A 21,671-nucleotide genomic window follows, 5' to 3' on the forward strand; every position below is an offset into this window, starting at 1 on the left:
AGCAGGGTTTTTAATATGTGTTTTAATTTCCGAAATGAAATATTACATCATTCCTGGCATACCTCCGCCCATTGGTGGCATTCCGCCTCCTCCAGCAGGAGCATCTTCTTTAATGTCTGTTAAAGCACACTCGGTGGTTAAAATCATTCCAGAAACCGAAGCAGCGTTTTCTAAAGCTACTCTAGTTACTTTCTTAGGATCAATGATACCAGCTTTTAACATATCTACATAGGTTTCTGTCTTGGCATCATATCCAAAGTCACCTTTGCCTTCGAGTACCTTAGCAATCACTACAGAACCTTCGCCACCAGCGTTTTCAACAATCGTACGTAATGGAGATTCAATAGCTCGGTTTACAATTTGTACGCCTGTAGCTTCATCGTTATTTTCTGTTTTGATTTTATCTAAAGCGGCTTTTGCTCTAACTAAAGCAACTCCACCTCCTGCAACGATTCCTTCTTCTACAGCGGCTCTTGTAGCGTGTAATGCATCGTCTACACGATCCTTTTTCTCCTTCATTTCTACCTCAGAAGCAGCACCTACATATAATACAGCAACACCACCTGCTAATTTAGCTAAACGCTCCTGTAATTTTTCTTTGTCGTAGTCTGATGTGGTTGTTTCAATTTGCGACTTAATTTGATTAACACGGTTTTTAATCATTTCTTCATCACCTGCACCATTAACTACTGTAGTATTATCTTTATCGATAGCTACTTTTTCTGCAGTTCCTAATTGTTCTATGGTCGCGTTCTCTAAAGTAAATCCTCTTTCTTCAGAGATTACAGTTCCACCAGTTAAGATGGCGATATCCTCTAACATCGCTTTTCTTCTATCACCAAATCCTGGCGCTTTTACTGCTGCAATTTTTAATGCACCACGTAATTTGTTAACTACTAGAGTAGCTAAAGCTTCGCCGTCTACATCTTCTGCGATGATTAAAAGTGGCTTACCAGACTGAGCTACTGGCTCTAGTACAGGTAATAAGTCCTTCATAGCCGAAATTTTCTTATCGAATAAAAGAATATAAGGATTCTCTAATTCAGTAGTCATTTTTTCGCTATTGGTTACAAAGTATGGAGAAAGGTATCCTCTGTCAAATTGCATTCCTTCTACTACATCTACATAAGTATCTGTACCTTTTGCTTCTTCTACAGTGATTACCCCTTCTTTACCTACTTTATCAAAAGCTTTGGCAATAAGGTCTCCAATAGTTTCGTCATTGTTAGCAGAAATAGCTGCTACCTGCTTAATTTTATCAGAGGAGCTACCTACTTCTTTCATTTGTTTTTCAAGATCTTTGGTAATTGCACTTACCGCTTTGTCGATCCCTCTTTTAAGATCCATAGGGTTAGCACCGGCAGCTACGTTTTTAAGACCTTCTTTTACGATAGCTTGCGCTAAAACCGTTGCAGTGGTGGTTCCATCACCAGCAAGATCATTGGTCTTAGAAGCTACTTCTTTTACCATCTGTGCTCCCATATTTTCTAAAGCATCCTCTAGCTCTACTTCTTTTGCTACAGAAACTCCGTCTTTAGTTACTGTCGGGGCTCCAAATGATTTACTAATAATTACGTTACGACCTTTTGGTCCTAAAGTAACTTTTACTGCGTTAGCAAGGGCATCTACTCCTCTTTTGATACCATCTCTTGCGTCTATATCAAATTTTATGTCTTTAGCCATAATTGAATTTTAATTTTTTTGAATTGATTGCTCAATGTGATCCTGTTAGCTATTGCGAACTAGGACATTTTTAGGTTAGTAATTAAGTTAAGAGTGAAATTTACACGATAGCAAGGATGTCATCCTCTCGCATAATTAGGTAATCTTTTCCATCTAATTTTAATTCTGTACCGGCGTATTTACCATATAATACAGTATCACCCACTTTTACAGTCATTTCGTGGTCTTTTTTACCGTTACCAACAGCTGCAATTTTACCCTTTTGAGGTTTTTCTTGAGCTGAGTCAGGGATGAATAATCCTGAAGCTGTTTTTGTTTCTGCCGGAAGAGGCTCTACTACCACACGATCCGATAGCGGTTTAATATTTAATCCCATTATGATTTGATTTTATTTTTATTATTAAAATTTAAATGAAATATTCTGTTGCCTGTTATTCAGAAATTATGCCACGTCAATTATACTGACAAATTGAAATAAAAAATGCCGACTTGTCATAAAGTCGGCATTTTTAAAAGTTAGTTCTTTATCAAGGACTATTCGTTTGTTTCGTTTTCTGGGTTTACAGGAGCTGTTTGAACAGGTACTTGATCTGTATCTACCTGTGATTCTGCTGTAGTGTCACTCATCAAATTGATATTGGATAGCAGGATAAGTACTAAAAGTAATGTAGCTAGTGCCCACGTACTTTTGTCTAAAAAGTCTGTAGTCTTTTTTACACCACCTAACTGCTGACCAGCGCCTCCACCAAAAGAAGAAGATAACCCTCCACCTTTAGGATTTTGTACCATAATTACTACAATAAGTAGAAATGACACAATGACGATAAGACCTAAAAAAATTGTAAACGTTGTCATTAGTATATGTTATTTATTTTCTTGTAACTTTTCTATTGCCCGAATTTGGTCTGCAAAGAAACCACTTTTTTCGGGATTTTTCAAAATTAATATTTTATATGCTTGTATTGCTTTTTTATAGTTGTTTTGTGCAAGATAAACTTTGGCTAAAGTCTCTGTCATCAGCTCATCTGGAGCTATTTGATTATCTTTAGCTAAGTTTTTAATAGCTGAGTTTTTAGCTGCAGGTTTAATTTTGGGATTATTCGCAATAAAATCATCTATCAATTCGAATTTCTTTTCGATCGGAATGTTAGTTGTCGTGGTATCCGTTGATGTCGTATCTGATTGAGTTTCCTTGATATCTGTTTTTTCTTCTTTAGCTGGCTCGGATTCCCTTTCAATTGGTGCTGCATTCGTTAAGCGCAACCACTCAACAAAAGAGTGATTTTCCTTCTTATCAAACTCCAGCGGGCTGTTGATTTTCAAAATCGCTTTTGGATCTTCTGTAACACCTTCTTCTGTAACACCTTCTTCCTCCTGGCTACTTACTTGCTGCTCTTTATCTTCTTCCGTAGCATTGGTAAAAAGCGAAGGGTCCAAAACTTCTTCAGCTTCTTCGATGTTCATTTTTACAGCCTCGTCAATTGAAATGCGTTCTAAAACCTTGATTTCTTCGGCATCAATTACAGCGATATCTTCTTTCTTCGGTTTTTCTTTGGTTATTTCACTTTCAGTAAAAGAAGATGATGTGATAAAGTCAAATAAAACTTCGCGATCTATAGTATAGGCTGCAGTTTTTCGTAACTCTTGATTATATCGGTAACTTTGTTGATCTTTTAATAGCTTTAGTGACAGCACTCGTGCAGCTTGAAAATAAGGAAAAGTAGCAATTAACTTCTCCAGATCTTTGATTTGATCTTTTTTTAGCTTTTCTGGGCTATTGAGCAAATATGTAAGTTCTTTGGCTGTCAAAGCAATTTATTCTTTTTTGAAATTAACTGTATTACCACCTTGCTAAGGTTGCATTAAATATATCTTGAGTCAATCTCGTATATATCTCATCCAGTGCCTCTTGTTGGATTTCATTTTCAGTTCGTGCTGCATCAAAGTCATAGAAAAATGAAAATCGCTGTTCTAAATCTTGTTTTGGATCTTTACTGTCATAGAATCGTACATTAACCGCAATTGTCAATCTACTTTGGGCAGCTGTACTTTGAGAAGTAGCTGTCATAGGAGCTACGTTATACTGTACAATCTCTCCTTCATATACAATATCGCCGTTTGTGGTAACCAAGGTAAGGTTGGTTTGATCTTGTATAAGGTCTTGTAGCTCATTGGTAAAACGTTGGTCAATTCCTGGTCGAACGATAGGTGCTTGATTTTGAAAAAAGTTTACCTGAAAGGTCTTGACCTCAGGCGAAACAGAAATACCTGTAAATGAGTACGCGCCACAACTATAAATGCTGACGGCTACTGCTAATAATACTATAGAAGCTAAAAAGTTTTTCACTAGTTTTAATTTGGCTTTGATTTGAAACGGCAAATAAAGATAAGTACCTTATCCTTTACTAGTTACAAATCATATTGTTTTATTTTTCTATAAAGCGTTCGTTCACTTATTCCTAATTCTTCGGCTGCGGCTTTTCGTTTTCCGTTGTGCCGCTCTAATGATTTTTTGATGAGTTCGATTTCTTTATCTTGTAAGGATAGTGTTTCTTCTTCCTCGATTTCTTCAGCAAAATGATATTTATCTTCTTCTGGTTTGGGTTGAGGTGCGGGGTTTTCAATTTGTAATAACTCCGCTGGTTGTTGGCTAACGGGTTCTTCGTAAGCTATTTCTTCCTCATCATCATCCCCATAAATTTTTCGGATTAAATTTTCATTATCTTTCTGTACCTGTTGAGAGTTACCACTTCGCATGAGCTCCATGGTTAGTTTCTTTAGGTCATTAAGATCATTTTTCATATCAAAGAGTACCTTGTACAATATCTCTCTTTCGTTACTAAAATCACTTTCTTGCTTTTTATTGGCAATAATTGCGGGTAGGTTACTACCAATATTTGGTAGATAACCACTCAGTACACTGGCGGTGATTGTTCTGTTTTGTTCAAGGACTGATATTTGCTCAGCAATGTTGCGTAATTGCCTGATGTTACCGCTCCAGTGGTATTTTTCTAGCAATAATACCGCATCGTCTTCCAAGCGAATGGTAGGCATTTTATATTTGGTTGCAAAATCAGAAGCAAACTTTCTAAATAACAAATGAATGTCTTCTTTTCGTTCTCGCAGAGGTGGCAACATAATTTCTACAGTGCTAAGCCGGTAGTATAGATCTTCTCTAAACTTTTCTTTTTTGATAGCCTCAAACATATTAACGTTTGTTGCAGCAACAATGCGGACATTAGTTTTTTGGACTTTAGAAGATCCAACTTTAATAAATTCTCCGTTTTCTAAAACACGAAGAAGTCTAACCTGTGTAGTAAGCGGTAATTCTCCTACTTCATCTAAAAAGATAGTTCCCCCATCGGCTACTTCAAAGTAACCGCTTCGGGTTTGAGTAGCTCCTGTAAAGGCTCCTTTTTCGTGGCCAAAAAGTTCGCTATCTATAGTACCCTCAGGTATTGCTCCACAGTTTACGGCGATATATTTGCCGTGCTTGCGATGCGAAAGCGAATGAATAATCTTAGGAACACTTTCTTTACCAACACCGCTTTCTCCAGTGACCAATACAGAAATATCCGTAGGTGATACCTGAATGGCTTTTTCGATAGCTCGATTTAACTTAGGGTCATTCCCTATAATACCAAAGCGTTGTTTTATGGCCTGAACTGATTCCATAGATTCGTTGATGTAATTTTAGTTGTTGTCGGAGTAACCTACAGCCTTACCTAGTAATGTAGCACTGGTACAATCTTCTATTTCTACCATTACAAAATCACCAATTTTATACTGTTCTTTTGGAAATACAGCCACCGTATTTTGTGTTGTTCTTCCGCTCCAATGTTGATCTGACTTTTTAGATTCTTTTTCAATAAGAATTTCTACTGTTTTCCCCAGGTAAGCCTGGTGCCTTTCTTCGCTATGGTTCCTTTGTAATTCAATGATTTCTGCAAGTCTACGTTTTTTAACGTCTTCAGGAACGTCATCTTCCATTTTACGAGCAGCTAAGGTACCGGGTCGTTCAGAGTAAGCAAACATAAATCCATAATCGTATTTTACATACTCCATTAAGGATAGTGTGTCTTTGTGATCTTCCTCGGTTTCCGTAGGGAACCCAGTTATAATATCTTGTGATATCGCACAATCTGGGATGATTGTTTTGATGTTATCTATTAGTTCGAAATATTCCTCACGGGTGTGTAGGCGATTCATTTCTTTTAAAATACGATTGCTTCCACTTTGAATAGGCAAGTGAATATACTTGCATATATTTTTATGTTTGGCCATTACTTTGATCACATCTAAGGTCATATCCTGTGGGTTAGAGGTGGTAAAGCGTATCCTTAATTTTGGGAATTTGGCAGCAACCATATCTAATAATTTAGAAAAATTGACTGCTGTTGCTTTTTGAAAATCACTAGCTTTTTCAAAATCTTTTTTGAGACCGCCACCATACCATAAATAACTATCTACATTTTGACCTAATAAGGTGATTTCTTTAAAGTTTTTATTAACTAAATCTTCAATTTCACTAATAATACTCTGTGGATCTCTGCTTCGTTCTCTACCTCTTGTAAAAGGGACAACGCAAAATGTACACATATTATCGCAACCCCTGGTTATCGACACAAATGCAGATACGCCGTTACTTTGTAAACGAACGGGTGCAATATCCCCATAGGTTTCTTCTTTGGATAGGATTACGTTGACAGCATTTCTGCCGGCATCTACCTCTTCGATTAAGTTAGGTAAATCTTTATACGCATCTGGTCCCACTACTAAATCAACAATTTTTTCTTCTTCCAGAAATTTACTTTTCAATCGCTCTGCCATACATCCCAGCACGCCAACTTTCATTCTGGGATTGATTTTTTTAACGGCATTATATTTTTCTAAACGCTTTCTTACCGTTTGTTCCGCCTTTTCTCTAATCGAACAAGTGTTGACCAAAACCAAATCAGCATCTTCCAGGTTTTGGGTGGTGTTAAATCCTTCTTTAGCCAAGATAGATGCTACGATCTCACTATCGCTAAAGTTCATCTGGCAACCATAGCTCTCTATAAAGAGCTTTCGGGTATTTTCTTTATTTTGATCTAGGATTAACGGTGTTCCCTGTATCTTTTCGTCAATTGTCTTCTCCATAAATTCATTTAATAATGGGGTCAAATAGTTCGCAAAGATACTTTTTAATTGCTATCTGCCAAAGTGGCAGAATTTAATTTTAATAAAAAAATCATCATCTTAGCGATTTTAAAATCGATAATAATGCGACAAGATATATTTGAGAAGATAGAAAGTAGTGGTAATCTAGATTTTGGGGATATTTTTAGTAAAAGTTTTGAGCTCTTCAAAAAGGTTTGGGTGCAGGGTTTTTTACATATTCTCATAAATTTAGTAGTAACACTACCTATTATAATTATTACCTACATTCCTATTATAGCAACTGCTGTTGCATTTGAAAATAAGCAATACAATGCATATTATGACGGTCATGGGCCAGAATTAGAAGTGGCTTCAGTAGGTATGCTTGTCGGAATGATTTTATTGGTAATTTTCTTGGCCTTTATTGGGGGTACGCTTCAGTTAGCAATACAAGCTCATTTTTTTAAAGTGTGCAAGCAGGTAGATTTGGAGCAGCAACAAGATTCCAAGTATTTTTTCTTTTTTAAGAAAAGATATTTGGGTAAATTATTAATGTTGGTTTTGGCCAGTTTTGGTATAGCCCTCTTAGCTATGCTATTATGTTACCTACCATTATTTTATGTCATCGTTCCACTTAATCTGTTTTTAGTCATATTTACCTTCAACCCTGAGCTCTCTGTAGGGGATATTATTAAGGCAAGCTTTAAATTAGGTAATAAATATTGGTTGATTATTTTCGGATTAATGTTTATTTCAGGATTTTTTGCGCAATTAGGTTTTATACTTTGTGGTATTGGTGTATTTTTCACCGCCTCATTTATGTACCTTCCCATATATTATGTCTATAAAGATGCCATAGGTTTCGACACTGAGCAATCAAATAGTACTAGTAACATTTTAATAGATTAAAACAGAAAAAGGCCTAATTAGAATTAGGCTTTTTTTGTATAAAAATTTTATATTAAATTAAGGATAAAAAAAATTGATATACTTTTGTTCTCAGAAAAACAACAACTATGGCTAAGAATTTAGTAATTGTCGAGTCGCCAGCAAAGGCCAAAACGATAGAAAAATTCCTTGGAAAAGATTATAAGGTAGCTTCAAGTTTTGGGCATATTGCAGATTTACCTGCCAAGGAATTGGGGGTAGATGTAGACGGTGACTTTAAGCCAAAATATATAGTATCTAAGGACAAAAAAGACGTTGTAAAAAAGCTGAAAGATCTTTCTAAGAAGGCAGAGATGGTTTGGCTTGCTAGTGATGAGGACCGAGAAGGAGAAGCAATAGCCTGGCATTTAGCAGAAGAATTGAAATTAGATGAAAAGAAGACAAGAAGGATTGTTTTTCACGAGATTACTAAAAATGCCATCATTAAAGCGATAGAGAATCCGAGAAAGATCGATTATAATCTTGTAAATGCACAGCAAGCTCGTAGGGTTTTAGATCGATTAGTAGGGTATGAGCTTTCTCCGGTTTTATGGCGAAAAGTTAAAGGAGGGCTATCAGCAGGTAGAGTGCAGTCAGTATCTGTTCGATTGATTGTAGAGCGCGAACGTGAAATACTAGATTTTGAACCAGAAGCATCGTTTAGAGTAGATGCTGAGTTTGCCAATGAAGAAGGAAAGTCTTTCAAGGTCAAATTACCTAAAAACCTTGCTAGTCAAAAGGAAGCTAAGACTTTTCTTGAAAAAAATAAAGGGGCTAATTTCAAAGTAGCTGACCTAACAACCAAACCCGCTAAAAAATCGCCAGCACCTCCCTTTACCACATCGACCTTACAACAAGAGGCATCGCGAAAATTATATTTTTCCGTTAGTAAAACGATGACATTAGCGCAACGTTTATATGAAGCGGGGCATATTACCTATATGAGAACGGATAGTGTAAACCTATCCGAAGAAGCACAAAAAGGGGCTAAAGGAGAAATCCTGGCAGCTTATGGTAAAGAGTTTAGTAAGCCTAGAAAATATAAAGGAAAAGCTAAAGGAGCACAGGAAGCTCACGAGGCCATTCGACCAACAGATTTTGCCAAGCATACTATAAATGTAGATGGGGATCAGCAACGATTATATGAATTGATCTGGAAACGCGCTATTGCATCTCAGATGAGCGATGCGCAACTAGAGCGTACCAATGTAAAAATTGAGGCAGATAAACACGATCAATATTTTTCTGCAAGTGGCGAGGTAATAAAGTTTGAAGGTTTTCTTAAGGTGTATCTAGAAGGTAGTGATGACGAAGATGAGGAGCAGGATGGTATCTTACCTGCAATGAAGACCAACGAGGCCTTGTTCAATAATTATATCACAGCTACCGAAAGATTTACCCGACCGCCAAGTCGTTATACGGAAGCGTCATTGGTAAAAAAGCTCGAAGAATTAGGTATTGGACGTCCATCTACTTATGCACCTACGATCTCTACGATACAAAATCGAAATTATATCGAAAAAGGAGCTAAAGAAGGTGAAGAACGAAATTATGTACAATTAACTCTCAGTTCTAGCACTATACAAGAAATGAAACTTACTGAAAAGGTGGGTAGTGATAAAGGTAAACTCATTCCAACGGATGTTGGGATGGTAGTCAATGATTTTTTAGTGAATCACTTCTCAACTATATTGGATTATAATTTTACGGCAAAAGTAGAGCAGGATTTTGACGAAATCGCTGAGGGACAAGAGGACTGGACAGCGGTAATGAAGGACTTTTACGAAGAATTTCATCCTAAGGTTCAAGATGTTGCAGAAAATGCAGAAAGAGAAGTAGGAGAGCGAATTCTAGGGGATGACCCAAATACAGGTAAAGTGGTTAGCGTACGCCTCGGTAAATTTGGTCCTATGGTGCAGATTGGCAGTGCCGAGGATGAAGAGAAACCACAGTTTGCTAGTCTTGGGCCCGGTCAAACCTTAAGTAGTATCACTTTTGAAGAAGCCTTAGATCTTTTTAAGTTGCCCAAAGAATTAGGACAATATAAAGGAGAAACGGTCACCGTTAATAATGGTCGTTTTGGACCTTATGTTCGCTACGGAGAAAAGTTTGTGTCGTTGGCTAAAGGCGAAGATCCCTTAGATATTAGTTTGGAGCGCGCATACGAGCTTATTAAGGAAAAGGAGAAAGCAGACGCTCCTATTTATACCTACGAAAATCTTCCGGTAACCAAAGGAAAAGGTAGATTTGGTCCTTTTATCAAATGGAATAATATGTTTATTAATGTCAACAAAAAGTATGACTTTGATAACCTTTCTGAAGCGGACATTATTCAACTAATTGAGGATAAGAAACAAAAAGAAATAGATAAGATTATTCATAATTGGGAAGAAGAAGGCATTCGTGTAGAAAAAGCAAGATGGGGTAGAAGCAATATTATAAAAGGTAAGACCAAAATCGAATTACCTAAAACTGTAGACGCCACCAAGCTTACTTTGGAGAAAGTAAAAGACTTAATAGAAAAGAAAGCTCCTAAGAAAACCACAAAAAAGAAAAAGTCAACGAAAAAGAAATAGTTCATGTCCTATGAATTTCTATCACCGGTAAGTGATAGCGTAATAGCTCATTCCGCTATCGTTTCAGAATATGCTTTGGGTAATGTTATAAAAATCCACTCCAAGGAGTCTGGTTTGCCAGAATTGAATGATGTTCAAGTAGCTCTTTTAGGAATAAAGGAAAACAGAAATGATCTTAACTATATGGGTGCTTCCGTTTCCTTTGATACCGTACGAAAGTCTTTGTATAATTTGTTTCCGGGTAATTGGAACACAAAAATCGTAGACCTCGGTGACATTAATCCCGGAGAGCAGGTGACCGACACCTATTATTTGATTCAGGAAGTAGTAGCTGATTTACTTAAAAAGAATATTATTCCGATACTATTAGGTGGTAGTCAAGACCTAGTTTACGCCCAGTACAGAGCTTTTGATGCGCTGGAACGCATGGTCAATTTGGTTAATATCGATAGCAGATTTGATTTAGGGAATTCAGCTGAGCCAATCAATAACACTTCTTTCGTAGGAAAAATTATTGTAAATCAGCCTTATAATTTATTTAATTATAGTAACTTAGGGTATCAAACGTATTATAACTCTCAGGAAGAGATCGATTTGATGGAAAAGTTATATTTTGATGCCTATAGATTAGGAGAGGTAACTAACGATATAACGGTTGTAGAGCCCATTATGCGAGATGCGGATATTGTTTGTTTAGATCTTCAGGCTATAAATTCGACGTGTTTGCAAAACCCTATGGCATCGCCAAATGGTTTTGATGGTAGAGAAATTTGTGCAATAGCTAGATATGCGGGTATTAGTGATAAGGTTAAGAGCTTTGGTATTTATGAATTCAAAAATTTTAAAAACGAAGAAACGACGTGTTCGCTAATCGCTCAGATGCTTTGGTATTTTATTGAAGGGATTAATTATAGATCAAATGAACTTAACATTATAGAAAAAGCAGATACTTTACATTATAATGTTCCCATAGAAGATGAGATTTTATCCTTCTATAAAAGCCCAAAAACAGAAAGATGGTGGATAGAAATACCTTTTATCTCAAATTCAGATAATAAATTGAAAAGACACACGTTATTACCTTGCACATACAATGATTATGAGCGCGCTTGTAACCAGGAAATACCTGAAAGATGGTACAAGGCCAAGCGCAAAAATGAAGTTTAACATTTATATTAAGAGGATTTAAGGTTTTTTTTAGAAAAAATTTTTTTTTCTGAAAATAAATAAATAGGTTTGACTCCTTAAATCTAGAAGATCTTAACCTAAAACAAGTTATGAAGAAATTTGTATCACTCTTTGCTATTGCAGTAGTGCTTTACAGTTGCGGTGGAGGAAGCCGCGGAGAGCTAGTAGGAGCAAAAGGTAAAAAGTGGCATCCCGAAAAGCCTTATGGAATGGCATTAATTCCCGGAGGTTCTTTCATTATGGGTAAGTCAGATGATGACAAAGCTCATTTGTCCAATGCCCCTACCAAAACAGTGACAGTCCGATCTTTCTATATGGACGAAACTGAAATTACCAACAGCGAGTATAGACAATTTGTTAATTGGGTTCGTGATTCTATCATTAGAACACGTTTAGCTATTATGGCAGACGATCTAGGTAAAATACCAGATGATGGAGGTATTGGAGAATACGCATTTCAGGATGCAGATACCAGTGATATGTCTGTATATGAAAAGTACATGTATGAAAATTACAGCGGTATAGGCGCAACAGGATACGAAGGAAGAAAGCTAAATAAAGACGTAGATATCATTTGGGATGTTGAAGATTATCCAGATGAATACTATGCTGAGGTTATGGATACGATGTATATTCCATTAGAAGAATCATACAACGGTCGAAGAACACTAGATGTAAGTAAATTAAAGTTTAGATCTACCTGGATGGATATTCAGGCTGCTGCTCGTGCTAAGCAGGGTAGACGTAAGGACTTCGTGAAAGAAGAAATTATAGAGGTGTACCCAGATACAACGGTTTGGATCAAAGATTTTAGCTATTCCTACAATGAGCCAATGCACAACGATTACTTCTGGCATAGTGCATATGATGATTATCCAGTAGTTGGTGTGTCTTGGGAACAGGCAAAAGCTTTTTGTCGTTGGAGAACTATAGAAAAAAATACATATCAAAAGAGAAGAGATAAAGAATTTGTAAACTATTTCAGACTGCCTACAGAAGCAGAATGGGAATATGCCGCAAGAGGAGGACTGGAGTCCTCAACCTACCCTTGGGGTGGCCCTTATGCACTAAATGATAGAGGTTGTTTCTTAGCTAATTTCAAGCCTCTGAGAGGAAATTATGCAGCAGATAACTTCTTATATACTGTAGAAGCAGATTCATTTGATGCCAATGATTATGGTTTATACAATATGGCAGGTAATGTATCAGAGTGGGTACAATCCTCTTATGATCCATCAGCCTACGAATATGTTTCTTCAATGAACCCGAACGTTAATGACGACGATAACAAACGTAAAGTTGTTCGAGGAGGCTCTTGGAAAGACGTAGCTTACTTCTTACAGGTAAGTACCAGAGACTATGAGTATGCTGACTCTGCAAGAAGTTATATTGGATTCAGAACAGTACAGGATTATATGGGTACTGATGTAACTGGAGAAGATAACGCAATTAATAAATAGAAGTCCCAAAATTAATCTATCAATATCTTAAATTACTAACAATTTTTTTTAAATTAATTAAAAAAAACTAAACACGATTTTATTATGGCAAATTCAAAATCAAGCAAGAAATTAATGAACATGGTCTACGGTCTAGGTGCAGCCGTGGTAATCTTAGGTGCACTTTTTAAAATTATGCACTGGCCTTTAGGTAATGAAATGCTTATCATTGGACTAATTACTGAGGCATTAGTATTTACGGTGTCTGCTTTTGAACCAGTGGATGACGAATTAGATTGGTCTTTAGTATATCCTGAATTAGCAGGAGGTATGTCTAAAGGTAAAAAAGAAGATACAACTCCTGATGGATTGTTATCTAAGAAATTAGATGAGATGTTAAAAGAAGCAAGATTAGATGCTTCGTTAATGAATAGTTTAGGAGACAGTATCCGTAACTTCGAAGGAGCAGCAAAAAACATCTCTCCTACTGTAGATGCAATCCAAGGACAGAAAAAATATAGTGAGGAAATGGCTAAAGCTGCAGCGCAGTTAGAGTCTTTAAACAGCTTATACAAAGTTCAGTTAGAGTCTTCAGAAAAGCAAGCTTCTGCTAACGAAGCAATTGCAGAAAACGCTGCAAAACTTAAGGAACAAATGGAAAGCCTTGCAAGTAATCTGTCTTCTTTAAATGGAGTTTATGGTGGTATGTTAAGTGCTATGAACAGAAACTAAGAGTATTTAACAAACAAAAGTTTAACTACCAAAAAACTATTTAAGAAATGGCAGGAGGAAAATTATCACCAAGACAGAAGATGATTAATCTGATGTACTTGGTATTCATTGCGATGATGGCGCTTAACATGTCAAAAGAGGTATTATCCGCTTTTGGTTTGATGAATGAAAAGCTAACATCGGCTAATGAAATTGCAACAGAAAGAAATACGGCGTTTATGTCGGGATTAGCGGAGAAAGTGTCTGAGCAGCCAGAAAAATATACTCCTTTAAAGGAGAAGGCGGATCAGGTGAGTTCTTTGTCTAATGAATTTAATGAATACATCGCACAATTAAAAGCGGAGCTAGTTACAGATTTAGAAGATCCAACGGATTACGAAAAAATGGATCGACCTGATAACTTGGATACTAAGTTCTTCGTTAGTGGAGCAAAAACTCCAGCTGCAGAAGAGTTTTTAGCTAAAATTGCTAAATATCGCGATGGTGTTACTGCAGCGATACGTTCAGTAAAAGAAGTAGAACCAGCAGTAGCAGATGATGTAGAAAAAACATTTTCTACAGAAGATGTGGAAAACCGTGATAAAGTAAAAGTAGACTGGTTAAAGTATAATTTTGAAGGATTTCCTTTAGTTGCTTCTTTAACTAAGCTTACGCAAATGCAGGCTGACGTAAAAACTACTGAAAGTAAGGTGTTATCCGCTTTATTAGCAGGTCAGCAGGCGTCTGAATTATCATTTAGTAATTACGAGGCGATTGTGGTACCAGACAAAACTGCTTTCTTTAGTGGAGAGACGTTTAAAGGTCGAGTGGTATTAGGTCGTTTTGATTCTACCTTAAAACCTACTAAGGTTGAAGTGAATGGTAAAGAACAAACTAAAGTGGAGAACGGTCAGATTATGCTTGAGTTTCCAGCAGGAAATGTTGGTGAGCAACAAGTAGCCGGAGAACTTCAGTTTAAGGAGGGTGACTCTACAGTTACAATACCTATTAAAAGTTCTTATGCCGTTATTCCTAAACCAAATTCTGCGGTTATTGCTGCGGATAAAATGAATGTAGTGTATCGTGGTGTAAACAACCCTATGACAATTTCTATCCCTGGTGTGCCAGCAGTGAACGCTACAGCACCTGGTCTTAGAAAAGCAGGTGGAGCTGGACAGTACGTGATGAATGTTACTACAGTAAAGGCAAGAGAGGTTGATATTAAAGTAAGCGGTAAGTTACCAAATGGAAGTACGGTAAGTGATAGCAAAAAGTTTAGAATTAAAGATATTCCAAGACCTGTAGGAACAGTTCGAGGAGAAGATGGTTCTATCAAGATGGCTAGAAACGCTTTAGAGATTTCTTCTATTGGTGCGATTTTACCAGATTTTGATTTCGATATTAAATTAAAAGTAACTGGGTTTAAGTTTAAAGTTGAAGGTCAACCAACGGTTAGTGTAAATGGTGGTCGACTAAACTCTAGAGCTAAGTCTGCTTTACGTAAAGCAAAAAGAGGTTCTAGCGTACAAATAATAGACATTAAAGCGCAGTTAACAACGAATTCTTCTTATAAGTTAAAGAAGATTTCCCCAGTAATCGTTGAATTAACGAATTAAAAGAACGAATTATGAATTGGAAAAGTTTTTTAGTAACCTTCTGTGGTTTTTTCATAACTATATTTTCTTATGGTCAGGCCAATGTGCTTAATGCAGATACTCCTGAAGAAATAGGAAAGAAGACTGAAGAGCAGATCAAATATGATAATGATCACCCTTTGGAATATGGTTATGTAGATGAAAGAGATGTATTGTGGGCTAAAACCACCTGGGAGATTATAGATCTTGACGAAAGAATTAATTTTCCTTTGTATTACCCTATTGATACTAACAACATCGGTTCTCATCGTAGATCTTTGTATGATGTATTGATGACTAATATCAAGAACGGTAAGATTAAGAACTTATACTCTGATTCATATTTCACGGAGACTAGAACGTTAGCTGATCTTAGAACTACACTTTCTAAAGTTGACACTACTGATTTAGGGTATGAACAATACAACGCAGGTGAGGAGATAGACCGTCAATATATCAATGTACGTAATATCTCAGCTGCTGATGTAAAGGAATACCGAATCAGAGGATACTGGTATTTCGATAAGAGACAAGGAGAATTACGTTATAGACTTCTTGGTCTTGCACCTGTAGCTCCTGATGTTAACTTTATTGATAGTGATCAACCAGATTTAGTTCCTTTGTTTTGGATATGGTATCCAGATGCTAGAGAAATTCTTCATAAAGCGAAAGCATTTAATCGAAGAAATACCTCAATGCCATTTAACTATGACCATATCTTAAACGCCAGACGCTTTAACTCTGTTATCTATAAAGAAGATAACGAACAAGGTGACCGTGCAATTAGGGATTACATCGTTGATAATGCACTAATGCAGCTCTTAGAAAGCGAACGAATCAAAGAAAGTATCCGTAATTTCGAAATGGATATGTGGGCCTATTAAAAAAACCACATTTATATAATATAAAAGCGACTAATTTTTTTAGTCGCTTTTTTTATAGCGTAGTATGAAAAACTATCTTTGGTATAGATTTAAAGGATTGGGATGAAAGTTGATTATATTGTAGTTGGTTTTGGATTAGCAGGATTAGCAGTTGCTGAAAGTTTAGTATCTGCGAATCGTTCTTTGATGGTGTTTGATTTACCGGATCAATCAGCGTCTAGAGTTGCTGGGGGAGTTATTAATCCTGTGATTTTAAAAAGATTTACAGCACCTTGGAATATAGATAATTTTGTTCATAAGGCTATTCCATTTTATAAAAATATAGCTATTAAACTGGGTAATTCAAATCTTATAACTGATACCCCAGTAGTAAGACGTTTTAATTCAGTTGAAGAGCAAAATCAATGGTTTGAATCCTGTGATAAGCCTATTTTGGCCAAATACTTATCAGGTAGTATGATGGAGAACAATACTAAGTTCCTCAACGTGCCTTTTAAACTTGGAGTAGTAAATAATACGGCTAGATTAGATGTGGAGGAATTGCTAAATGAATATAGCGTTTATTTGGAAAGGCAAAATAGTTTTCAACGTGAAATTTTTGATTATGATCTCTTAGAATTGGTTGATCAAGGGGTGAAGTATAAGGGTATAGAGGCCAAACATATCATTTTCACTGAAGGTTATGGCGTGTCTAAGAACCCATTTCTTAGGGAATTACCTATCATAGGTAACAAAGGCGAATACATAACCATAAAATGTCCAGATTTGCAGTTAGCGTATATCTTTAAGTTTTCGATGTTTATAATTCCTCTTGGAGAAGATCTATACAAGGTAGGCGCAACATTTGATAATAGAGATAAAACACTAATTACAACGAAAGCTGCAAAAAGAAAAATTATAGAAAAGCTGGATAAGGTTTTAGGAGCGACTTATACAGTAGTAGATCAGGTAGCGGGTATTCGACCAACAGTTAAGGACCGTAGACCTATTATAGGTACGCATAATAGCTATAAGCAAATTCATTTTTTAAATGGATTAGGTAGCAGAGGAATTCTTATGGCACCCTTATTGGCTGAAAACTTATTGGATTATATTGAAAATGAAACTGCATTAAGCCCAGAAGTCGATGCAAATAGATTCAAGGGGTAGATGCCTTTTCTTTATTGTAATGCAGAAAAAAATTGATCCAAATATTTCTAGAAAGTCTCATTATTATGGGCATAAGCAGTATGAGGGTACCCGTTATAGCGTAGAAAGTAGATAAGGGGCCTAGTCCAAAAATGAGATTGGCGATGACGAATGCGGCTACTGCGAAGGCGATTCCTACCCCGTAACTAACATACATCGCTCCATAAAAAAAGGAAGGCTCAATTTTATATTTAGTTCCACAATGACTACAGCGGCTATGCATATCAAAAATTTTTCCCAGTAGATACGGATTTTTGGCTGTGTACATGCTTTCTTTATGACATACAGGACAATAGCCCGTGATAATACTGTATAACTTTGTTCCTTTTAAGAGTTTCATGGGTTTTTATTGTTACACAAAATTAGCCATCTTTGCACAAAAATTACTGAATTAGATGTTAAACGTACATAATTTGTCCATATCCTTTGGGGGAGAGTATCTTTTTGATGAAATCAGCTTTAGACTGAATCCTGGAGATAGGGTAGGATTAATAGGGAAGAATGGAGCAGGAAAATCTACAATGCTCAAGATTTTGTCGGGTGAGCAAGAGGCAGATGAAGGAGAAATTGCGAAGGACAAAGAAGTACGCTTAGGTTTTTTAAAACAGGATATTGATTTTGTTCAGGGAAGAACTGTAGTAGAAGAAGCTCAAGAAGCTTTTGAAGCAATTAAGAATATTGAACGCGAAATAGATTCTATCAATCAACAATTAGCAGAGCGAGAGGACTACGAAAGTCAATCTTATAGTGATTTGATCACAGACTTAAGTGAAAAAACACATCAATACGAAATACTAGGAGGGTATAATTACCAGGGCGAAACCGAACGTATTTTACAGGGACTTGGATTTGAAAGAGCAGATTTTGATAAACTTACAGATACGTTTTCTGGGGGATGGAGAATGCGAATTGAGCTTGCTAAGCTCTTACTACAAAATAATGACATTCTTTTACTCGATGAGCCAACCAACCACTTAGATATTGAGTCTATTATCTGGTTAGAAGGTTTTCTAAAAAATTATGCTGGCGCGGTGGTTATTGTTTCACACGACAAAATGTTTTTAGACAATGTGACTAATAGAACTATTGAGATTTCCTTGGGCAGGATATATGACTATAATAAACCCTACTCTCAATACCTGGTTCAGCGTGATGAGATGAGAGAGCAGCAGTTAGCTACGCAAAAAAACCAGGCAAAGCAGATTGAACAAACCGAAAAGCTGATTGAAAAATTTAGGGCTAAGGCCTCAAAAGCATCGATGGCGCAGTCTCTAATCAAAAAATTAGATAAAATTGATAGGATTGAGGTTGATGAGGATGATAATGCCGTAATGAATGTAAGATTTCCCCTAAGCGTTCAGCCTGGTAAGGTGGTCTTGGAAGCCGAAGGGATTGGTAAATCCTACGGAGATAAACACGTATTGCAGAACATAGACCTATTGGTGGAGCGCGGTTCAAAGATTGCCTTTGTTGGACAAAATGGTCAAGGTAAATCTACATTGGCCAAAATAATTGTAGATGAAATTTCCTATCAGGGAGAAATGAAGTTAGGGCATAACGTACAATTAGGGTATTTTGCTCAGAACCAATCCGAATATTTGGATGGTGATATCACAATTCACGAAACCATGATCAATGCGGCAAATGAAAAGAATCGATCTAGAGTTAGGGATATGTTGGGGTCATTTTTGTTTAGGGGTGATGAAGTAGATAAAAAAGTCAAAGTACTCTCAGGAGGTGAACGCAATAGATTGGCATTATGTAAATTACTGTTGCAGCCTTTTAATGTACTGATCATGGATGAGCCTACGAATCACCTTGACATCAAATCCAAAAATGTATTAAAAGAAGCCTTAAAAAATTATGAAGGAACGTTGATTTTAGTTTCTCACGACCGGGATTTTCTACAAGGGTTGACCTCTACCGTATATGAGTTTAAGAATAAAAAAGTAAAAGAATATTTAGGCGATATTGATTTTTATTTGGAACAACGAAAGGTTGAAAACCTAAGAGAGATTGAAAAAAAGGAAAAAGTAGCTGAACCCGTTGCTGCAGCTTCAAAAAATACCGGAAAGCAGTCTTATGAAGATCAAAAGCGACTTAAATCCCTAAATAATAAGCTGAGTAATATTGAAGCGAAGATTAATAAGCTCGAAAAAGAAATTAAAGAGATCGACCTAGAATTAGCAGTGAATTACGATGAAACTATCGCTCAACCAGGTTTTTTTGATTCTTATGAAGCCAAAAAGGATAAACTAGAAAAATTGATGGCAGATTGGGAGGATATTCAGCTTGGAATTGATGAAATTTCTTAAAACATAAGATGCTTCAGATTGTCAGCTCGCTCAATCCTTGAAATAGTCAAAGAAGCTTCTTGGTTGTGTTTTAAATCAAAGTAAAAGGCAGGTTAAGGTAATGTTATTAATAGCGTATCTGCTAATGTAATTACTTATAAACTTGATAATTATAAGTATTTTTGTGCTCTCAAATTAAATGTAGTAAACCTATGAACACGCTAATGGAACCTATTGACTTAAACGACCATGCTCTTTCTTGGATTGGTAAAATTTATTATGATTTTGGATTTTTGGTTCAAAAAGCATTCTCAGAAAATGGATTAGACCTTTCTAAAGAGGAATGGAGTGTGTTAAAACGATTGGATGTCACCGATGGTCAACCACAAAATGATTTAGCCTTTATTACCCATAGGGACAAAACATCAATGACTCGTTTGGTTACCAGTATGGAAAATAAAGACCTGGTAATCCGTAAAGCAGATCCAAAAGACCAAAGAACGAATCGAATATACCTTACTGAAAATGGCAAGGAAATTATACAAAAAGTACAACCTATTATGTATGACTTAATACCAGCTGTACAGGATTCTTTGACAGAAGAAGAGGTTAAAGATCTGATTACAACCCTTCAAAAGATAAAATCTAGAATTACGGAAATTGCGCAGTAATTTATATCGGATCACATAAAAAATGAAGCACCTATAGTGGTGCTTTTATTGTTTTTTGCAACCATTTTTAACAAGTACGAAGACCGCTAACTTTTATGACTTCTTTAACTGGCACGCATTGAAGATGTTGATAGTTTTGTATCACGTTTCTTACAGAAACTAGATTCTAAAACGTAAATATGAGAAAAGTTATACTTTCTGTCGTGGGATTATTGTTGATCGTCGTTTCTTTATTTGTAGCTAAAGCAATTATAGACAGTAATAAAAAAACCAAAATAAAACCCGCTAAAGTAGTCAAAACTGTATTTGTAGATACAGTTCAAAATAAAACCATTCCGATAACCATTACAGCTAATGGAAATTTGGTGGCCAAGAAAAGATTAGAGTTGTTTTCTGAGGTACAAGGTATCTTTAGAGGAGGTGCTAAACTTTTTAAAACGGGTCAAAAATACCAAACCGGTCAAACGCTAATCCGTATTGATGCAGCAGAGTATTACGCTTCTGTTCAATCTGCAAAAAGCAATTTATACAATTTAATTACCTCAATAATGCCCGATCTAAGGTTGGATTATCCTGAGGTTTTTGATAAATGGCAAAATTATCTTACCAGTTTTGACCTTACTAAGGCTACACCTCCCTTGCCTGAAACGACCTCTGAGAAAGAAAAATACTTTATCACCGGTAGAAATATTTACTCCACCTACTATAATGTAAAAAACCTGGAGCAACGGCTATCTAAGTATATAATTGCAGCTCCTTTTAAAGGAGTGCTTACTGAAGCATTGGTTACTGAGGGTACTTTGATTCGCCCTGGACAGAAGCTTGGTGAATACATTGAAACCGGTACCTACGAAATGGAAGTTGCAGTACCTAAAGAATATGGAGACTTACTTAAAGAAGGAAAAAGTGTGCAGTTGACCGACCTCAATAAAACAAAAACATATACAGGCACTGTTTCAAGAATTAATAGTAGTATTGACCAGGCTACACAGACCATTACAACATTTATCGAAATCCAAAATCCTGATCTTAAAGAAGGGATGTATTTAGAAGCGAATTTAGATGCTAAACAAGAGCCTAATGCGATCGAGATAGATCGTGGATTACTGCAAAAAGATGATCAAATTTTTGTAGTGCGTGATAGCATCTTAGCAATGATCGACGTGAGACCTGTGTTCTTTTCGGATAAAAAAGTGGTGCTTAAGGGAGTTCCTGATGGGGGTGTGATCCTCAATAAACCAGTTCCAGGTGCTTATGCAGGTATGCTGGTCAAAGTGTATGAAGAAAAATCACGCTCAAAGTCCACAGAACAAGCAACCAATATTAGTACCAATTAA

Annotated in this window: 19 protein-coding genes; 11 read left to right on the top strand and 8 right to left on the bottom strand. The window is 36.3% G+C overall.

Annotated elements, in window-relative coordinates:
• Window positions 1-42: 42 nt before the first annotated feature.
• From groL to miaB, 7 genes are all read right to left on the bottom strand, one after another.
• On the bottom strand, window positions 43-1,683 hold the full coding sequence (gene groL / locus EV197_RS04965; protein ID WP_130285622.1) for a chaperonin GroEL: 1,641 nt from the start codon (window positions 1,681-1,683) through the stop codon (window positions 43-45).
• A 100-nt stretch (window positions 1,684-1,783) separates the two neighbouring features.
• Entirely contained in the window at window positions 1,784-2,059 is a 276-nt protein-coding gene (locus EV197_RS04970) for a co-chaperone GroES (RefSeq protein WP_130285623.1), read from the bottom strand.
• A gap of 158 nt (window positions 2,060-2,217) precedes the next feature.
• Window positions 2,218-2,538, bottom strand: a complete 321-nt coding sequence (secG, locus tag EV197_RS04975) for a preprotein translocase subunit SecG (protein WP_130285624.1) — start codon at window positions 2,536-2,538, stop codon at window positions 2,218-2,220.
• A gap of 9 nt (window positions 2,539-2,547) precedes the next feature.
• Window positions 2,548-3,492 carry a hypothetical protein gene (locus EV197_RS04980; RefSeq protein WP_130285625.1) on the bottom strand — a complete coding sequence of 315 codons (945 nt, stop codon included), beginning with the start codon at window positions 3,490-3,492 and terminating at the stop codon, window positions 2,548-2,550.
• 31 nt (window positions 3,493-3,523) lie between these two features.
• Complete coding sequence (locus EV197_RS04985) at window positions 3,524-4,030, bottom strand: LptE family protein (RefSeq protein WP_130285626.1); 507 nt, start codon at window positions 4,028-4,030, stop codon at window positions 3,524-3,526.
• A 62-nt stretch (window positions 4,031-4,092) separates the two neighbouring features.
• Window positions 4,093-5,358 (bottom strand): sigma-54 interaction domain-containing protein, encoded by a 1,266-nt coding sequence (locus EV197_RS04990; RefSeq protein WP_130285627.1) that lies wholly within the window; start codon window positions 5,356-5,358, stop codon window positions 4,093-4,095.
• An 18-nt stretch (window positions 5,359-5,376) separates the two neighbouring features.
• A complete protein-coding gene (miaB, locus tag EV197_RS04995) occupies window positions 5,377-6,822 on the bottom strand; it encodes a tRNA (N6-isopentenyl adenosine(37)-C2)-methylthiotransferase MiaB (RefSeq protein WP_130285628.1) in 1,446 nt (481 codons plus the stop codon).
• A gap of 123 nt (window positions 6,823-6,945) precedes the next feature.
• On the opposite strand from miaB, the gene EV197_RS05000 reads away from it, so the two are divergent.
• The 8 genes from EV197_RS05000 to EV197_RS05035 all read left to right on the top strand — a co-directional run bounded on the left by EV197_RS05000 (window position 6,946) and on the right by EV197_RS05035 (window position 17,330).
• Window positions 6,946-7,731: a hypothetical protein gene (locus EV197_RS05000; protein ID WP_130285629.1), complete on the top strand. Its 786-nt coding sequence runs from the start codon at window positions 6,946-6,948 to the stop codon at window positions 7,729-7,731.
• Window positions 7,732-7,838: 107 nt separating this feature from the next.
• Window positions 7,839-10,325 carry a type I DNA topoisomerase gene (topA, locus tag EV197_RS05005; protein ID WP_130285630.1) on the top strand — a complete coding sequence of 829 codons (2,487 nt, stop codon included), beginning with the start codon at window positions 7,839-7,841 and terminating at the stop codon, window positions 10,323-10,325.
• A 3-nt stretch (window positions 10,326-10,328) separates the two neighbouring features.
• On the top strand, window positions 10,329-11,492 hold the full coding sequence (locus EV197_RS05010) for a formimidoylglutamase (RefSeq protein WP_130285631.1): 1,164 nt from the start codon (window positions 10,329-10,331) through the stop codon (window positions 11,490-11,492).
• 110 nt (window positions 11,493-11,602) lie between these two features.
• On the top strand, window positions 11,603-12,973 hold the full coding sequence (gene porK, locus EV197_RS05015; protein WP_130285632.1) for a T9SS ring complex lipoprotein PorK/GldK: 1,371 nt from the start codon (window positions 11,603-11,605) through the stop codon (window positions 12,971-12,973).
• Between the two features lie 84 nt (window positions 12,974-13,057).
• Window positions 13,058-13,684 (top strand): type IX secretion system motor protein PorL/GldL, encoded by a 627-nt coding sequence (gene porL, locus EV197_RS05020; protein ID WP_130285633.1) that lies wholly within the window; start codon window positions 13,058-13,060, stop codon window positions 13,682-13,684.
• A gap of 47 nt (window positions 13,685-13,731) precedes the next feature.
• Complete coding sequence (gene porM, locus EV197_RS05025) at window positions 13,732-15,279, top strand: type IX secretion system motor protein PorM/GldM (RefSeq protein WP_130285634.1); 1,548 nt, start codon at window positions 13,732-13,734, stop codon at window positions 15,277-15,279.
• Window positions 15,280-15,290: 11 nt separating this feature from the next.
• Window positions 15,291-16,181 (top strand): type IX secretion system ring subunit PorN/GldN, encoded by an 891-nt coding sequence (porN, locus tag EV197_RS05030; RefSeq protein WP_130285635.1) that lies wholly within the window; start codon window positions 15,291-15,293, stop codon window positions 16,179-16,181.
• Between the two features lie 102 nt (window positions 16,182-16,283).
• Window positions 16,284-17,330, top strand: a complete 1,047-nt coding sequence (locus EV197_RS05035; RefSeq protein ID WP_130285636.1) for an NAD(P)/FAD-dependent oxidoreductase — start codon at window positions 16,284-16,286, stop codon at window positions 17,328-17,330.
• Here the strand turns inward: EV197_RS05035 and EV197_RS05040 are convergent.
• Complete coding sequence (locus EV197_RS05040; protein WP_130285637.1) at window positions 17,320-17,709, bottom strand: DUF983 domain-containing protein; 390 nt, start codon at window positions 17,707-17,709, stop codon at window positions 17,320-17,322. The genes EV197_RS05035 and EV197_RS05040 overlap by 11 nt on opposite strands.
• Before the next feature lie 55 nt (window positions 17,710-17,764).
• On the opposite strand from EV197_RS05040, the gene abc-f reads away from it, so the two are divergent.
• The 3 genes from abc-f (at window position 17,765) to EV197_RS05055 (ending at window position 21,671) form a co-directional block, all read left to right on the top strand.
• Window positions 17,765-19,684, top strand: a complete 1,920-nt coding sequence (gene abc-f, locus EV197_RS05045) for a ribosomal protection-like ABC-F family protein (protein WP_130285638.1) — start codon at window positions 17,765-17,767, stop codon at window positions 19,682-19,684.
• 191 nt (window positions 19,685-19,875) lie between these two features.
• Window positions 19,876-20,334 (top strand): MarR family winged helix-turn-helix transcriptional regulator, encoded by a 459-nt coding sequence (locus tag EV197_RS05050; protein ID WP_242610690.1) that lies wholly within the window; start codon window positions 19,876-19,878, stop codon window positions 20,332-20,334.
• A 179-nt stretch (window positions 20,335-20,513) separates the two neighbouring features.
• Window positions 20,514-21,671 (top strand): efflux RND transporter periplasmic adaptor subunit, encoded by a 1,158-nt coding sequence (locus EV197_RS05055; protein ID WP_130285639.1) that lies wholly within the window; start codon window positions 20,514-20,516, stop codon window positions 21,669-21,671.

It is taken from the genome of Aquimarina brevivitae (assembly GCF_004216895.1).
Lineage (GTDB): Bacteria > Bacteroidota > Bacteroidia > Flavobacteriales > Flavobacteriaceae > Aquimarina > Aquimarina brevivitae.

Coding starts and splice junctions, on each gene's coding strand:
- EV197_RS05055 (WP_130285639.1), top strand. CDS start 20,514: ATGAGAAAAGTTATACTTTCTGTCGTGGGATTATTGTTGATCGTCGTT.
- abc-f (WP_130285638.1), top strand. CDS start 17,765: ATGTTAAACGTACATAATTTGTCCATATCCTTTGGGGGAGAGTATCTT.
- EV197_RS04990 (WP_130285627.1), bottom strand. CDS start 5,358: ATGGAATCAGTTCAGGCCATAAAACAACGCTTTGGTATTATAGGGAAT.
- porK (WP_130285632.1), top strand. CDS start 11,603: ATGAAGAAATTTGTATCACTCTTTGCTATTGCAGTAGTGCTTTACAGT.
- EV197_RS04970 (WP_130285623.1), bottom strand. CDS start 2,059: ATGGGATTAAATATTAAACCGCTATCGGATCGTGTGGTAGTAGAGCCT.
- topA (WP_130285630.1), top strand. CDS start 7,839: ATGGCTAAGAATTTAGTAATTGTCGAGTCGCCAGCAAAGGCCAAAACG.
- EV197_RS05040 (WP_130285637.1), bottom strand. CDS start 17,709: ATGAAACTCTTAAAAGGAACAAAGTTATACAGTATTATCACGGGCTAT.
- EV197_RS05000 (WP_130285629.1), top strand. CDS start 6,946: ATGCGACAAGATATATTTGAGAAGATAGAAAGTAGTGGTAATCTAGAT.
- miaB (WP_130285628.1), bottom strand. CDS start 6,822: ATGGAGAAGACAATTGACGAAAAGATACAGGGAACACCGTTAATCCTA.
- porL (WP_130285633.1), top strand. CDS start 13,058: ATGGCAAATTCAAAATCAAGCAAGAAATTAATGAACATGGTCTACGGT.
- EV197_RS05050 (WP_242610690.1), top strand. CDS start 19,876: ATGAACACGCTAATGGAACCTATTGACTTAAACGACCATGCTCTTTCT.
- secG (WP_130285624.1), bottom strand. CDS start 2,538: ATGACAACGTTTACAATTTTTTTAGGTCTTATCGTCATTGTGTCATTT.
- EV197_RS05010 (WP_130285631.1), top strand. CDS start 10,329: ATGTCCTATGAATTTCTATCACCGGTAAGTGATAGCGTAATAGCTCAT.
- porM (WP_130285634.1), top strand. CDS start 13,732: ATGGCAGGAGGAAAATTATCACCAAGACAGAAGATGATTAATCTGATG.
- porN (WP_130285635.1), top strand. CDS start 15,291: ATGAATTGGAAAAGTTTTTTAGTAACCTTCTGTGGTTTTTTCATAACT.
- groL (WP_130285622.1), bottom strand. CDS start 1,683: ATGGCTAAAGACATAAAATTTGATATAGACGCAAGAGATGGTATCAAA.
- EV197_RS05035 (WP_130285636.1), top strand. CDS start 16,284: ATGAAAGTTGATTATATTGTAGTTGGTTTTGGATTAGCAGGATTAGCA.